This is a genomic window from Bacillus sp. MT(2024), from assembly GCF_036362845.1.
GTDB lineage: Bacteria > Bacillota > Bacilli > Bacillales > Bacillaceae > Bacillus > Bacillus velezensis.
Map to the genome: position 1 here is coordinate 1,954,046 of NZ_CP143632.1, position 14,345 is coordinate 1,968,390.

Below are 14,345 nucleotides of genomic sequence, written 5' to 3' on the forward strand. Positions count from 1 at the left end.
GAAAGTGAAATAATTACAATTAAATTTCGACAGCATATGACTAAATCATCCATATAAGCATTATTTTAAAACATATTTTAGAAATCACAATAAAAAATTAAATTTTCTCTAACATTTTTTAGAATATAGTATATATTCCTCACTTCATTTCTTCATTTCTATAATCTTTATACCATGTAAAACGGTATGTATGCACACTGCAAACTGGTTCTTAAACACTATAATAAGGAATAAAATGTATAATTAATTGCGCTTTTAAAAAGGTTTTGCCTCCTGAAAAGAAGTTTCATGTTAGAAAATGAAAAATCGGTGAACAAGTAAGAAAGTAGTATGTAAAAAAAAGGAAGTATATTGCGATATTACTTTTTGAAAAGATTGATTCATAATCGCAATATAATGTTTTACAGACATCAAAAAAAGCCGAACCCTCTAAGGATCCGGCCCTTCTTATTGATTTGCCAGCACGACTGCGATTTTGTCTTCAATGTCTTTTCCGTCATCTTCGTCAAGCAGCCCGTTTTGAAGCACGGAAAAAATAAGCGTATCTCCTGTTTTTGTGTCTGCATAGCCGGCAATCGAACTGACTGATGTTAGTGACCCGGTTTTCGCTTTAATTTTGCCCTCTGCCGGAGTATTCTTCAGCCGGTTCCGAAGAGTGCCTCCCGTCATTCTGTCGCTTGCACCGGCGACAGGGAGCGAACGAAGGAAAGCCGGGTACCACTTTTCTTTCTGAACCGCATACAAAAGCTCTCCGATTTGGCCGGCGGATACGCCGTTAATATGAGAAACGCCGGATCCGTCTCTTGCAATCAATTCATCCGGATTCAGCCCGAACGATTTGAGCTCCGATTTCATCACGTCCAAGCCCTTTTCCCAGCTGCCCTCCCCTTTTTTCACTTTTCCCATTTCCTTGATCAGAATTTCGGCGTGCCCGTTGTTGCTCAGTTTCATAAACGGGATCAATAATTCTGAAAGAGGCATGGATGTCCGTGATGTGACAAGCTGGGTGCGGTGCGGCATTCGCCCTGTTCTGATTTTCCCTTTTACAGTTATACCCTGTTTAGTAAGCGCTTGTTTCCATAAATCTAAAGCATAGGACGACGGATCCCACACTGCCGCCCATTCTCTTGCCTTTGACGAGCCGGCAGGTATGGTTCCCTTTATCGTAATCACATTGCCACCGTGCTCCCGTTCAACCGTCAATTCTTTCTTTTCATCAGAAGCGACGGTTTTCACTTCATTTTTCACACGAACGACGTCCGTATGGGGAGAAATCGAAATGCGCGGCTTTTTACCGGGCTGTTTCGCCGGGGTGATTTCAGCAATCACCGTTCCGGTATCATAATCTTCATTTGGGGAAGCGGTAAGAGCTGATACTTGCGCGCCATAATATTGGCCTTCATCACTCCACGGAAGATCAACTGAATACCTGGTATCGTCATACCACGAATCATCCCCGACCAGATCTCCTTTAATGAAATGGATGCCTCTGGCTTTGACTTGTTTAGCCATCTTCTCAAAATCAGAAGCCAATAGGGTCGGATCGCCTTTTCCCCTGAGATAAAGGTTTCCGCGCAGCTGTTTTCCTTTCACGGCGCCGTCTGCCCGTACTTCTGTCTTAAAGGTGTAATCTTCTCCGAGAACGGAAAGCGCCGCAGATGCCGTCAGCAGTTTCATCAATGATGCAGGCCTCAGCCGCATATCTTCCCGGCTGCCGAACAGCACCTCCCCTGTTTTTGCTGACCGGACACTGACGCCCGCTGAAGCTCCCTTTAAAGCGGGTTCTTCATCCAGAATGTGTTCCAGCTCTTTTTGCAAAGTATTTTTTTGTTCAGCCGCCTTAGCCGCATCATCAATATAAGGAACTTCGGCAATGATCAAAAGCAGAATCACCGCGCACAAGCGTTTCACATATGTTTTCAATGTTATCCCGCCTCTTTCCTATTCTTCGTCATGCAAAATGGTGATCCTGGATGACGCAGCCGCTTCTTCGCCCGGTTTCAGAATCTGAAGCCCTGTCAGTGATGCAGGCTGATTCAGATTAAAAGCATCTGTAACGGAAGTATAAGGCTCAAGACTGACAAACCCCTGCTTTCCGTCGCCGTTATATACCACCCAATGCTTGAAAGACGTGTCCGCTTGATACAAAACGGATAATTTCTCATTCGGATGATAAATAACAGCTTCGTTATTGCCGCCATTCCGTCCGGAAGAAAGAAAAACATCGTCAAACTGTTTATTTTTCAAAGACATCCCGTGACGGAACGCTTCTTTATCAGGCACATCCAATAAACGGCCTGTCGGTACGAAACGTTCATTTAATTCCCACATGCGGTCAGCCGTCAAAAATAGACGGGATCGCTCTTCATTGAAAACAAATGTGGAATGATAGCCTAGCCCCCAAGGAAAAGCCTCCGTTCCCTTATTCATAATCAGCGCCCGCTGCGTAAACACATTGTCTTTTAATGTATAGGTCATCCGGACAATGACATCGTGCGGAAATTGTTTATGAACACGGGGAATCTTTGAAAGATCAATTTCTGTTTCGACTGTCATTCCATCCCCCTCTTCTCTCGCTGCCGCCGCTTTCCAATGCTGATTGTGAAGAAAGCCGTGAATATGATTATGTTTATCCTCTTCGTTTATCTCGAATTGATACGCGCGCCCGTCAAAACGAAACGTCCCGTCCGTAATCCGGTTCGGCGGGAATAAAACGGGAATGCCGTACAGCATGGGTTTTTTGAGGAATTCCTCCGCAGTTTCCGGTTCTCTCAGAAGCCGCATACCGGTTCTTTTATCCCGAAGCGATATGACATTTGATCCCCACTCCGGCACAATGATGCATTCAGCCTGATCAGTCTCCGCTTTTATGGCTGAAACTCCTAAATAAGTCGTATGTTCAATCGTCATAAGCACCTGCCCTTTCCTTGTTTTCTAGCATGTATAGGAATTCCATTTTCTAAACTCATTTTCCTTCTCTAAAAAAACATCGCCCGTATGAATTGAGCGATGTGCGGTAAAACCTTATTCAATCAGCCGGGTAATCTGTTTTTTCTTCCATACAAACCGGTAATATCCGTATTGCAGCAGCAGGCTGACGACAAAAGCCGCCGGATAACCGACCCAAATGCCGAGAATGCCGAGATTCGTATAATGAGAAAGAATAAAGGCCACAGGCACTTCAATTCCCCAAATCGTAAAAATGCTGATAATCGTCGGCCATAACACCGTACCGCTCGCCCGCATTGTTGCTGAAACAATCTGAGCGTGACCGAAAATCAGATAGCTCCAAAGGGTAATCATAATCAGATTGCGGGCAATGTGGAGTGTATCCTGATCGGTTAAAAACAAAGCCAGTATCTGCCGGGAGAAGGTGTAAATCAGCACAATCAAAACCCCGCCGATCAAATAATTCAGGCCGATCCCGACTTTGATGACCTGCTTCAGCCGGCCGAATTGATTGGCGCCAATGGATTGGGCGGCAAAAATTGAAACGGCGATACCGAGGCTTACCGCCGGCATCTGCACATAACTCGCCACTTGGTTGACGACCCCATAAGCAGCCGTCGCGTTTGATCCGTAATGATTGACAAATGAAATGACCGCAATTTCAGAAAGTGATACGAGTATCATATTGATGCTTGACGGAATACCGAGACGGAGTAAAAGCGCGAGCAGCTTTTTGTCCATTTTAAGAGAACGGAGCGCAGTCCGGTCAAATGCCAATGGATGTTTCCTTTTCCGCAAATAAACCATGAGTACGATAAATGTCACGATGTTTGAAATCACGGTTGCATACGCCGAACCGTAAATGCCGAACTTCGGAAGTCCGAAAAGCCCGAGAATCAATAAGGGCAAGAGACCGATGTTTATGACTGTACTGACGATTAACGTATAAAACGGAGTCTTTGAATCTCCCGTTCCGCGTAAAAATGTCGTATACGCAAAATATAAAAACATCAGCGGCATTGCGCAAAACAAAATGCGCGCATATCGGACACTGACATCTATTACGTTTTCCGGCGTTCCCATCAGCCGCAGAATATCAAGTGTAAACACACTGCCGACAACTGCCAGAACAACACCGAGCATAAAGGTAAAAGTCAGTGTAGTGCCGACAATCGCCTTCATCCTCTCTTCGTTTTTCGCGCCGTAAGCTTGCCCGATCAGAATGGAACTTCCCGAACCGATTCCGATCGTAAAGGAGATCAGCAGAAAAAACAGCGGAAAAAAAGACGATACGGCGGCAAGCGCATCAACTCCGAGCCACCTTCCGACAAATACCATTCCGACCAATTGGCCGACAGATTGCAATACATTGCTTAAAAGCAGCGGCACTAAAAACAGTGACATCGATCGCCAGACAGACTGGCCGCGGCCTTCCGCTGTTTCTAAATGATCTTGTACTTCCATATGTAGGACTCCTTTTTTGATTTTCTTCCATTTTATTATTCAGCAGACAGCTTGTAAAAACCTTTTGTTCAATGAAACTCTTTATCTTTTTCTCACGTCTTACATGGAAATAAACCATAAAAATAAAAAGTCCGGAAAATATTTCTGAAAAGGTATTGTAATCTTACCGTAATTATTGTAACATTTGTAACATAAGAGAAAAAGATTGATTGAAGGAGAGATTATATCATGAAAAAATGGCTATTATTCCTCACTACTATTACATTGATTCTGTCATTGGGCACTGCGGCGACCGCAAAAAATGCATCTAATGACCTTACACAAAAACAAGCACTTCAACTGGCCCTGTCAGCGAGAGAACATTTTTGGAACACGATGAGCGGCGGTGCGCTTAAATCAAACGCAAACTGCACATCTGAACCGTTTGAATATCAAAATCTTCAATACGTATTTATGTGCAAAGACCTCGGAACAAAAGCGAAAGCCGTAAAATATCTGACACCCGCTTTTACAAAGCAAGCGATTGACAAAGGGCTCAAAGATTACCACTTCACTGTAAAAGACGGCAAATTGGCTGTTCCGGTCGGCGACGGAGATAACCTCCTGAATTGGAAAAAAGCAAAAATGACTCTTCTTTCTAAAAAAGGAAGCGTTCAAACATACCGCTTCACTGTACCGACTCTTGACGGTTCTCCGTCAGCAAAACGCGATGTAACATTCGTAAAAGAAAACAACGTTTGGAAAGTCAATCAATTTGATGCTGTCATATAAGAAAAAGCCCGCTTGCTTACAGCGGGCTTTTTTCACATCATTTCCACCAGGTTCTTGCAAAATATTAAACTCAAAAACCCCTTGTATAACAAGGGGTTTTTTGTTTTGCCGACATTATTAATCTGCGCCTATCTTATACAAAAAACGCTCTAGGAGGACGTATAATATACCTCTATGAACGTTGGTAAATAAGGTTTTTCGAGAATCCTTGTGCAAAATTTGTGTAAAAATATTTTAAATGTTTTTGTTTGTGTAATTCCGATTAGCAAGAAAAGGAATCGTCAGATATAATTGAATACAAGTATATGGGTTTAAAAGAAGGGGTGAAAATGTTGAATCTAAAATGTGATCCACCAGTCGGAATGAATGCCGGGCGGGAAGTAAGAGTGGGAGGATAAAAGAAGATAATCATGAACATTAACAAAACAAGAGGTTTATTGTACAAGATTGCGCGTATTCTCGGGGATGTTCAAGCAACCAAAAACGGTACGCTCGGCAAAAGGATAGCCCGCCGCGCTGTAGGAAAAGCAACCAATAAAATGATGAGAAATTTGTTTAAATAAAGTCTTCTTCAAAAGCCCTACTGATTACACAGGGCTTTTTGTGTGTTTTCATTTCCTCTTTCTGGGACAGATATAACATTCCTATTGGGACCCCTGAAACTAAAGACTCTCCTTTCAAAAGCCTTTCATACAACTTCTTAACTGTTTTTGGTAATTTTATGGAAATAGAAAAATTAGCGTGTTACGCTCGAATTGTTATAAGTATGATTCCATGAAGGGGGAAACTGAATGAACAATGTATTAGGGAACTTCAAAAAAAGGTTGTCTATTGTCTTTGCATTGGTTTTAGCTTTGGGCTTTGCGTCTGTTTTCGGAACGCCGCCGGCTCAAGCTGCACAGCAGGATAAGTACCAAGACAAAAGAGAAGCTGAACGTCTTGCTATCGCCCTTTATGAAGCATCAAACTATGACACCGAGAATAACAGATATTCTTTTGATGTTGATAAAGCTATCTCAGCGGGTGTTACTTTAAGTGACGCTGTCCAAATGAAGAATTACCTTGAATCCCTTTCGCCAGCTCAAGCGAAAGACATTCATGATCAGCAGATGGCTGCAGTAAAGGACGGGAAGAACCAACCGCAAATTTTACCGATTATTGCATGGGCCGCAAGAGTATTGGCAATGGCCGGCCTTGGGTGGGCGGCTAAAAAGTTATTGGATATGGGCGGATATGAGTTCTGTAAGAGATGGAAAAACTATAACAGTGTCACGAAATATGTTTGCAAATTCATAGGATGACATCTGGGAGTGATTAAATGAAACTGTGGTTTCTTTATGTATTGATTGCAACTGTGATTTCTATGTTTATACAAACGGGATTAGACAATGTCGGAGTATTGAACTTAAAAAATGTGTGGGCTGATTTTTTTAGCTGGCTCGTCATTTTCTTCGTGGTTTACGTATTAATTGAATTGGCGGGAAGGGCCGTTATCGGTTCGCGCAGCAATTAAAAAAAGCCCCTCATGAGCAGAGGGGCTTTTTTCCCCTTTGACAAGGGACAACTTACTTAAACCATTTTTCCATATTGTCCAGACACATACCGCCGTTTGCCGCCATGGATGACTTCCCAATAACCTTTAGAGTTGTTTGAACCTTTAACAGAACCTGAGATGTTAATTGTCTTGCCGAGGCCAATTGTATCCACATTCTTGGCGTTTTTACGGTCTGGTTTGTCCATAATAATGGCTGCACTTTTAACACCAACAATTTTAATTTTGCCTACAGACTTAATACCCCCGCTAGTCTTGTTTGAAGGTTTAGCAGGAGCAGATTTTGAAGGGGTTTTCCCTAACTCTGCATCGCTCTTGATATATCTTACGTTAACGTAACCGCTGTATGTGGCTCCTTTAGAATTGGTATATTTAATGTAACCCCAACCATTTTGGGTCGATCCTTTTTTATATTGGACAGTCGAACCTTTAGGAAGAGCAAGCACAATAGACGAGTTGGCATTACGTTGAGTTCTCACATTAAGGCTGTCAGCAACAACTGTATTTTTAATATAAGATTCTTTTGTTTTATCAACAGGAGAATTTACCGTTTTAGACGGGGCGCCGCTGATACCTGCTTTAAAGGAGTCCCATCGATCAAGCAGCTTGCGCGGACAATACTTGCCGGACCAGTGTTGGTGAGGGACCACGTTTGCAAGGGAAATGCCCTGCTCCTTCATAAGCTTTTTGATTAGCCATTGAGCATTCGCCACGGCTTTCTCAAAATCCCCATCGCTATTCTCGCAAATTTCAATGCCGATAGATTTCCGGTTCCCGGTGCCGTTTCCGTCACCAGCGTGCCAGCCGTTCTCATTTAATGGAAGGTGTTGATAAATCTCTTTGTCGTCTACTGTAAAGTGCCAGCTGGTGGGTGTTTCCGGATTTTTCTCATAACGGGCGTGCATGGCTGCGCTTGCCCCTTGTGCCGTATTTGCCGTGTTATGAACTGTGATGTATGCCGGGTTCATTGCGTATCCCGGTCTGTTATTGTGCCCCACTGGAATAAAGTCTTTAGTGATTTTCACCATGTTTCATCGTCTCCTTTTGAGTAATAAAAAAGCCGCTGGATTTACTCAGCAGCTTTGTCCTCTTTTTCTGTTTTCTGATCGTTGTCGCTTTCAATTACGTGAAGCCGGTCAGTGATGGCGGCCGGGATTTTAACGCCGATCTGCGCCAAGTTTTCCGTGATGGACAGGCCCTCATTTGCTATATAAAAAAGAACGGTCGCAAAGGTCAGGACGCCGTTCAGATCCATAATCGTATCAATAGCATTTGCCACGATAACCACAAGGAAACTGAGCATTTTACGGACATAGCCGAACCAGGCGCTCCGGCTGCGAAGCTCCTTGAATTTCCATGCTTTTATCACACCGGTAATGATGTCAATGATGTTCAGCACCAGCATTAAATCAAGATATTTCACCTCCCCAAAAAGATATGTTCTTGCGATCTGTAAGCTTTCAAAATTCATCCACACGTATATTCCCTCCATTTGTTAATCACCTCCTTCGAGGCAAAATAAAAAACACCGCTGGGGTGTCGATCAGTTTGCGACGTTGCCTAAATCCACACTGACAGGTTGTTTTGTCATCGGATAGGTTAAGCCGGTTATTTGTTTGTATTGATCTTCTGTAATTCTCCCCCATTCAACAAAACGGGCCACGTCTGCATTACTGTAATACTGCGGCCCCCATCCGTAGATGGTTTTAACGCTTGTAAACCAATCCATCATACCCCTTTCCCTCCCTCCGCCAGCATTAGATACAGATTGGCAATCATTTGCGCTTGTGATTCGGCCAAGCTCTGCGCTTCCGCAAGCTGCGTTGTAATGGCCGCATTTTGAGTTTTCAATTCATCGATGGGAGAAGGAACCCGTCCGCTTTCAATTTGCTCTTCCAGGGCTTTTTTCTCTTCCTGGGTGGCCGCCTCCGTCCATGTCTTCTCAGCGGGATGATACATCGCCTTTATGAAAGACGGAGGCTGGACGGTTGTACAATTCTCAGGGATTGTGTAGTTTCCTTCTTCATCAGGCTCAACCGGAACGGGTTTAGTCAAAATGAAATTTTCATCGTATTCATAAACCTGAATCATGCTGTCCCTCCTTTCTGAAAGCCCACGACCACATCCAGATAGTAGCCTCCGCCCATCTTACTTGAGTCAGCCGGGTCCGGGTATTTTATTTTTAAATCCCCATTATCATAAATGATTAAATTGGCCGTGCCGCCTGTCCCACTCAACGGAACTGTATAAACGCCTCCGCCAGCCGGTGCGTATTCCGCGGGGATGGAGCCGAATATGATTTCTGGTTCAGTTCTAACATGCCCTCTTAATAAGATAAGGGGCCCCCATTTTGCGTATATAGGCGTTCGGGTCCCTGCGGCGGCTCCGTTCTTCAGCATAATGTTGGCATATGTGGCATCCCCATTCCATGTCTTCCGTTCAGCTGCAGAGATGTGCCGTTCTTGGTTGTAGTTATGGGCTGTGAACTGGCGTAATAATTCATCCAGTTTATCTTTAAAAGCTGTTGTGAACTGCTGTGATAGTTCTACCAATTTATCTTTGAAAGACTTGGTGACGTGGATGTCTTCATTATCTGCGTGCGCGTTTACTTTATCCTGAGCGCCGGAAGGGGTTTCCTTGGCATTCCAAGCCTCTCGATCAGCTGTAGAAACATGCTTTTCTTGATCGTTCACATGTTTAGCTGTGTAGGCCCTGGCGTTTCTCTCTGCTGCATCCGCCTTCTCCTGCGCGCCCTCTTTCGTTTCAATGGCTTCCAGGTCAGCAAATTTCTTTCTCAATTCCTCGACAGTCTGGCTGATCTCTTCGACAAGGTGTTTTATCCCGTCTTTCAGCGTTTCAAAATCGTCAATGTAATAGTCAGCTGTCGGAATGATGTTCTGACCTTCTAACGTTTTGGCGATAGAGAAGGTAAAAAATGAAGTCGCCAGCGCCTGCCCGTTTGTATAATATAGTTTAATTTCAGCTTTAACGGTCCCGTAATGCTTAAGCTCTTCATCTGAAAGCACATATTCCGCCTTCCCGTTCATCTTATCAGTGATGGTAAGGCTCTTTTTGTAAAATGATCCATCAGCATACAATAGAACAATTTTCGCGTCTACGGCAGACAGAGGCAACGGCGTGCCATCCTTTGCGAAAGAAAAAGACAGCTTCGCGCTGCCCGTGTCCTGCGTCATGAATTGGATGTTCGTGGTTCGCCCGTTTGTCCGGTTCGCATTAATATCAAATGCGATGCCCCCCGTTTTGTACATTCCTTTTCCTCCTTAGTGCTGCGGCGTAACGATCATTTGAGCTACACCGTATCCTTTTTCCGCATCATACGGGGACTTGATTCTCATAACAGTTCCATAGCCTCCGCTTTCTGCTTTAGTCGCGATGCCGCCAATTGCTGATACGCTGTCCCCTACGTTCACTGTTTCGTCAATCCTGGCAAAGACTTGGCCGATCAGGCCGATGACATGCCATTCGTCACGAGAGTCACGCGGCACATATTCGAGAGAGGGGTCGTAGTCGGGATTAAGTTTAGGGATGCGGATTTCCTCGCCGCCGTGGAAAACTGTTTCGTAAACTGTGCCCCCGAATTCGTTTCTTACGTACTGATCGTTCCAATAGAACGCAGCACCGCCGAGCACCAGGCCGGCAGTTTCGGAAACAACCCCGAGAATCTTGTCCCCTTTTTCCGCTTTTCGAATCTTTTCGCCTTCTAGCGCAACGAGATAACTAGAATCAATCTTCTTACCGTCAGCAGACTCAAAATACTCAGCGAAGTCTTTAAAATCTGAGACGCTCTCCACTCGCCCTGTGCCGCGAATATGGCCGCCTGACGAATCAAGTTCCCATCTCGTATTTTTTGTTGAGGCGCTTCCTGTCCCATAACCGCCCCTGACACTGTATCCGTTATCGTTGATAACCCCCTGAGATGCAAGAATAGCCCTTGAGTTGCCGTCACCTTTTGTGTGGCAGTTATTGACGGCTATTAACGCTTGACGCGAGCCCTCGGTCGTGGAACCGCCCCTGACACCCAGCAGGACGTTGGCGGGACCTTTAGCGACGTTGTCGCCTGTGCCTCCCAAAATGGCGCTTGCTTCATGCAGAGCTGATCCGGAAGTAGTGCCGCCCATAAATCCGCCTTTTACTCTTGTCGGGATAGTACTGTATTCTCTGCCGGCCAATCTTGCGGACACCTTATAACCGGCCGTTTCCACACCTACAATGGTTGTCTGATTGTTCGGGGATTCAATCCCGGCGGAGCCGTTTTTCCCGATCAGGGTTCCATTTATGAGATTCGTATGATACACACCGCCGCCCAGACCAATGCCTACAGGAGCAGAGTCAAGAATGTCAAAGTTTGAGATTTTAACATAATCGGATTTTTGCGGTCCCCCGATTACTCGGATGTCGTGCGAAGCCTTTCTGAACCCTCTCATTTTAATCCCATTAACTGTGATGTACCTGCTGCGATACTGAAACGCAACCATCGGGCCGTTTTTATAATCATAGTCAGGGTCTCCGATCGCGGTAAAATTGACAATCTGAACGTTTTTATAAGCAGACACAACCAAAGCCCGCGGGCTTATCCCTTCATATAGATCGTTGAAGACCGGCTCTATTGCGGTACAGTCTGTCAGCGTCACGTCATATGCTGTGGTGCTCTCCGGGTCTTCGGCTTTATGGTGGCCGATATGCCGCAGATCATAGGCCCGCACGTCCCGATATGAAACGTGGCCGAGAATATGAACATTCTGAGAAGCCGGCCACTCAGTATGCGCCTTAACTTCAACGCCTCGGATATTCCCTTCTGTGTAGTTGTTGAGCAACCACACATGTTTAGAACCGTCGTCAATCTCAATACCGTTAGAATTAGCCTTTCCCGCGGCATGTGCGAGGCCTGTCGGGTTTGTGCAATGGCAGTTTGAGATGAAAATATATTCACTGTAATGGGTTGTTATCCCGTCATCCCCATACCCTGAGTTAACGCAGCCATCAATCCAAACATATTTGCAGCCGTCTTTTGTATACTTGGTATCCGGCAGATGGTCATAGGTTGGCGCTGTTATATCAATGCCGTGAAGTGCCGGGTTCATGTTTTCTATATTTTTAATCCAAATGAACTTTGAATTTGCAAAGGCGACACATGTGGAATGCTGTCCGCCTGTCGCCCTTAAACCTCCCTGCCGTTCTCTGTTCCAGTCGGTTGAAAACCCTTCGAGGTGTATATTTCGATTCCCTTTTTCATAGTCCGCATTCGTGATGACCCATTCTGAGGCCGGTGTCTCATCATTCAAAATCAAGAATGTAACGCCGATTCCCTGGCCGACCAGACGAACCCAGGAAGGGATTTTCAAGCCTTTCACGACGTAAATGCCAGCTGACATAACAACCTGCACCTTCCCCGTCCCGAATGCCCTCTTAAATGCTTCCGTGCTGTCTGTTTTTCCGGTTGGGTCAGCCCCGAAGTCATCAACGTTTACAACGCGTTTAATTTTCCTGTCGAGCTTGCTGAATTCCCTATCGAGCCTGTCTTTCAATGTTGCGGCAATTTCCCCATCTGTCGTTACACGGGAATCCACGACTTCTTTTACATCTTTGCCGTCGTGATTCAGCACAAGGTTAGCAAAGCGCGCAAACAGATTTTTCAAACGGTTTTCGACGGTGTACCCGTCATGTGTAACCTGTGAAGAATCATGAACGGCACCCCCTGTCCGATGGCGCTTCATGTCGTCATCCACTTTATTTAATACATTTTCAATATTTTGCATATCGCTCCGCAGTTGGGCCGAATATGTTGAGTTGCGCGTCGTGTTGTAATCTTTAATGAGTTGAACCATGTCACTCACTCCCTCCATAATAAAAAGACGCCTCAAATGAGCGTCTTGTATAATGCATCCATATATCTTTTTTGATCTCGTATTTGCTTCGCTTGGCTGACTGCTATGTCCTGGATGTCTTTTCTGAAATTCGCAAACGTGAGTTCAGGGCTTCCGTACGGGTTAAGAGGATCATATTTGATAGACAGTACCCGAACGTCATCCTCATAGGTGATGCCCTCGGCGGTGTCCGCTATCACGTGGATGGTGTCACCTTTCCAGAAGTCCTGCTGAATGTCTAAAAGCTTCGGCTCATAAATGTATTGGAAATTCGCCTCAACGGTCATTTCCGGATACGGGTTCACATGCTTTTTTAAAGCCGAAACCATGCGGTTGGATTTTTTATACCGCTCGTCCTTTATGGGCTCGGCCCAGCGTGGCTTTCCATCAAGCAGGAACTTCTCTTCATCAGGATGAATGTATAAGATGGGCTCAAACTCATATTTCGGGTTTTTGTCATCAGCACTGCTGCCCTTTTTTAACGCCCCATACCCCCATGCCCGCGTGGTGCTGTTTTGAGAATTAGTCTTAATCTTAATGCCCGGCATATTATAGCGTGAGTCCAGGGTAAAGTTGATACGGGACCCCATTTTTTTATAGACATGAATTTTGTAATTATCTACGTCAAGCTCTGGCCCGTAATCCTCTATGATTTCATCCACCAACTCGGTGGAATTTTTATCCCCCAAGCCCTCCTGTTCCGCGCTTGGGAACTCACTTTCAGGCGTTTCAAAGATGTATTGAAAATCAGTCCCTTTAAGAGCGATATCAAAAGCCTCTTTAATCGTTAATTTCTTTGTGACTGAATCATCCACCCGATTATTGACCAGCAGAACGGAAAAGACATGACTTGCACTTACTGTCTTTGTTAACACCCCATTTTGTTGATCGAGTTCCACATCTGTAATGTAATATTTTTGGTGACGGAACTTTTTTTCATCAAGATAAAGAATGTTATCAGTAGTCAGCAAATCGAATTCTATGCCGTTATCTGGCGTTCTCCCTATCGTAAAGGTAAAAGACTTCTTCCCTGTCCTATCGTCTGTCAGATCGACTGACACGCCCGTTATTTCTACTACCTGCTCCCCGTCTTTTGAAGACACATGCAATTGTGGGAAATAGACATCTGCTGGTAGCTTTTTGTTGAGCGTAACGTCCTTCCCTGCATACTCTTTACTAGGGAAAGAAGGGCTCGGCTCCGGGTCAGGATTGTCCGGGTTATCCGGCTCATCTGGTAAGCCGTCTATATTATCGTATTGAGTTAGCTTATACGTTAAAATGATGCTGTTTAGCTTTGTTGCGTAATTGGGGTCCGTCGCGTAACCCGCTTTCTGAACAGCCGCGGTTGCCTTTTTATAATCCGTCTCCCCAATGACTGCTTTATACAGGTTGGGATTCCAGCTAGTGCCGTTTATATAAATCTTGGCTAAATCTTGCAGTGACTCATACCAAGAAGGATATTTCCTGAATTTCGCCTTAACTCGGGTTGGGGAGCCGCTGTTGTCATACTCCGTTGTCCACATCAGGACATACTTTCCGTTATACGTGCCCTTAATCCCGAAAAGGTTCTTTCCCTCTTGAGCCAGTCCACTACTCCCCCAGGCACTTTCCAGACACCCTTGCGCGATGATTAGAGAGGCAAGAATATTGTATTTCTTATAAATTCGTTGTGCATCTGCTGCGATCTCATTTATAAAATCTGCGTTCGCCATCTTTCCCCCGCC

Annotated in this window: 14 protein-coding genes; 4 read left to right on the plus strand and 10 right to left on the minus strand. The window is 44.9% G+C overall.

Annotated features, from left to right (window positions below):
- Positions 1 to 447: 447 nt before the first annotated feature.
- From dacB to VP472_RS09260, 3 genes are all read right to left on the minus strand, one after another.
- A complete protein-coding gene (gene dacB, locus VP472_RS09250; protein WP_146276904.1) occupies positions 448 to 1,923 on the minus strand; it encodes a D-alanyl-D-alanine carboxypeptidase/D-alanyl-D-alanine endopeptidase in 1,476 nt (491 codons plus the stop codon).
- Positions 1,924 to 1,941: 18 nt separating this feature from the next.
- Positions 1,942 to 2,910 carry an aldose 1-epimerase gene (locus VP472_RS09255; protein WP_044053602.1) on the minus strand — a complete coding sequence of 323 codons (969 nt, stop codon included), beginning with the start codon at positions 2,908 to 2,910 and terminating at the stop codon, positions 1,942 to 1,944.
- 114 nt (positions 2,911 to 3,024) lie between these two features.
- A complete protein-coding gene (locus VP472_RS09260) occupies positions 3,025 to 4,413 on the minus strand; it encodes an MATE family efflux transporter (RefSeq protein ID WP_146276906.1) in 1,389 nt (462 codons plus the stop codon).
- Positions 4,414 to 4,641: 228 nt separating this feature from the next.
- Here VP472_RS09260 and VP472_RS09265 point away from each other — a divergent pair, with 228 nt between their 5' ends.
- The 4 genes from VP472_RS09265 to VP472_RS09280 all read left to right on the plus strand — a co-directional run bounded on the left by VP472_RS09265 (position 4,642) and on the right by VP472_RS09280 (position 6,697).
- Complete coding sequence (locus VP472_RS09265; protein WP_015417595.1) at positions 4,642 to 5,184, plus strand: IseA DL-endopeptidase inhibitor family protein; 543 nt, start codon at positions 4,642 to 4,644, stop codon at positions 5,182 to 5,184.
- Positions 5,185 to 5,594: 410 nt separating this feature from the next.
- The gene (locus tag VP472_RS09270) at positions 5,595 to 5,747 is read left to right on the plus strand and encodes a hypothetical protein (protein WP_192897766.1); all 153 of its coding nucleotides are present in this window, start codon (positions 5,595 to 5,597) and stop codon (positions 5,745 to 5,747) included.
- Positions 5,748 to 5,975: 228 nt separating this feature from the next.
- Entirely contained in the window at positions 5,976 to 6,485 is a 510-nt protein-coding gene (locus tag VP472_RS09275) for a hypothetical protein (RefSeq protein WP_146276908.1), read from the plus strand.
- Between the two features lie 17 nt (positions 6,486 to 6,502).
- A complete protein-coding gene (locus tag VP472_RS09280) occupies positions 6,503 to 6,697 on the plus strand; it encodes a hypothetical protein (RefSeq protein ID WP_063095592.1) in 195 nt (64 codons plus the stop codon).
- A 56-nt stretch (positions 6,698 to 6,753) separates the two neighbouring features.
- Here the strand turns inward: VP472_RS09280 and VP472_RS09285 are convergent, their stop codons facing one another.
- From VP472_RS09285 to VP472_RS09315, 7 genes are read right to left on the minus strand one after another with little or no spacing between them, the layout of a single operon-like run.
- Positions 6,754 to 7,764: an N-acetylmuramoyl-L-alanine amidase gene (locus VP472_RS09285; protein ID WP_146276910.1), complete on the minus strand. Its 1,011-nt coding sequence runs from the start codon at positions 7,762 to 7,764 to the stop codon at positions 6,754 to 6,756.
- A 41-nt stretch (positions 7,765 to 7,805) separates the two neighbouring features.
- The gene (locus VP472_RS09290; RefSeq protein WP_146276912.1) at positions 7,806 to 8,228 is read right to left on the minus strand and encodes a phage holin family protein; all 423 of its coding nucleotides are present in this window, start codon (positions 8,226 to 8,228) and stop codon (positions 7,806 to 7,808) included.
- 51 nt (positions 8,229 to 8,279) lie between these two features.
- Complete coding sequence (locus VP472_RS09295) at positions 8,280 to 8,468, minus strand: XkdX family protein (RefSeq protein ID WP_064115584.1); 189 nt, start codon at positions 8,466 to 8,468, stop codon at positions 8,280 to 8,282.
- Positions 8,465 to 8,827 carry a hypothetical protein gene (locus VP472_RS09300; RefSeq protein WP_146276914.1) on the minus strand — a complete coding sequence of 121 codons (363 nt, stop codon included), beginning with the start codon at positions 8,825 to 8,827 and terminating at the stop codon, positions 8,465 to 8,467. Before VP472_RS09300 ends, VP472_RS09295 begins: the two co-directional genes overlap by 4 nt.
- Complete coding sequence (locus tag VP472_RS09305; RefSeq protein WP_146276916.1) at positions 8,824 to 10,005, minus strand: phage baseplate upper protein; 1,182 nt, start codon at positions 10,003 to 10,005, stop codon at positions 8,824 to 8,826. Before VP472_RS09305 ends, VP472_RS09300 begins: the two co-directional genes overlap by 4 nt.
- A gap of 12 nt (positions 10,006 to 10,017) precedes the next feature.
- Positions 10,018 to 12,582 (minus strand): peptidase G2 autoproteolytic cleavage domain-containing protein, encoded by a 2,565-nt coding sequence (locus tag VP472_RS09310; protein ID WP_146276918.1) that lies wholly within the window; start codon positions 12,580 to 12,582, stop codon positions 10,018 to 10,020.
- Positions 12,583 to 12,614: 32 nt separating this feature from the next.
- A complete protein-coding gene (locus VP472_RS09315; RefSeq protein WP_146276920.1) occupies positions 12,615 to 14,333 on the minus strand; it encodes a phage tail spike protein in 1,719 nt (572 codons plus the stop codon).
- Between the last annotated feature and the right edge of the window lie 12 nt (positions 14,334 to 14,345).

Excerpts from the sequence above, each read along its gene's own strand:
- VP472_RS09270 (WP_192897766.1), top strand. The coding sequence starts at position 5,595 with ATGAACATTAACAAAACAAGAGGTTTATTGTACAAGATTGCGCGTATT.
- VP472_RS09295 (WP_064115584.1), bottom strand. The coding sequence starts at position 8,468 with ATGATGGATTGGTTTACAAGCGTTAAAACCATCTACGGATGGGGGCCG.
- VP472_RS09290 (WP_146276912.1), bottom strand. The coding sequence starts at position 8,228 with ATGGAGGGAATATACGTGTGGATGAATTTTGAAAGCTTACAGATCGCA.
- VP472_RS09280 (WP_063095592.1), top strand. The coding sequence starts at position 6,503 with ATGAAACTGTGGTTTCTTTATGTATTGATTGCAACTGTGATTTCTATG.
- VP472_RS09310 (WP_146276918.1), bottom strand. The coding sequence starts at position 12,582 with ATGGTTCAACTCATTAAAGATTACAACACGACGCGCAACTCAACATAT.
- VP472_RS09255 (WP_044053602.1), bottom strand. The coding sequence starts at position 2,910 with ATGACGATTGAACATACGACTTATTTAGGAGTTTCAGCCATAAAAGCG.
- VP472_RS09305 (WP_146276916.1), bottom strand. The coding sequence starts at position 10,005 with ATGTACAAAACGGGGGGCATCGCATTTGATATTAATGCGAACCGGACA.
- VP472_RS09315 (WP_146276920.1), bottom strand. The coding sequence starts at position 14,333 with ATGGCGAACGCAGATTTTATAAATGAGATCGCAGCAGATGCACAACGA.
- VP472_RS09285 (WP_146276910.1), bottom strand. The coding sequence starts at position 7,764 with ATGGTGAAAATCACTAAAGACTTTATTCCAGTGGGGCACAATAACAGA.
- VP472_RS09300 (WP_146276914.1), bottom strand. The coding sequence starts at position 8,827 with ATGATTCAGGTTTATGAATACGATGAAAATTTCATTTTGACTAAACCC.
- VP472_RS09265 (WP_015417595.1), top strand. The coding sequence starts at position 4,642 with ATGAAAAAATGGCTATTATTCCTCACTACTATTACATTGATTCTGTCA.
- VP472_RS09260 (WP_146276906.1), bottom strand. The coding sequence starts at position 4,413 with ATGGAAGTACAAGATCATTTAGAAACAGCGGAAGGCCGCGGCCAGTCT.
- VP472_RS09275 (WP_146276908.1), top strand. The coding sequence starts at position 5,976 with ATGAACAATGTATTAGGGAACTTCAAAAAAAGGTTGTCTATTGTCTTT.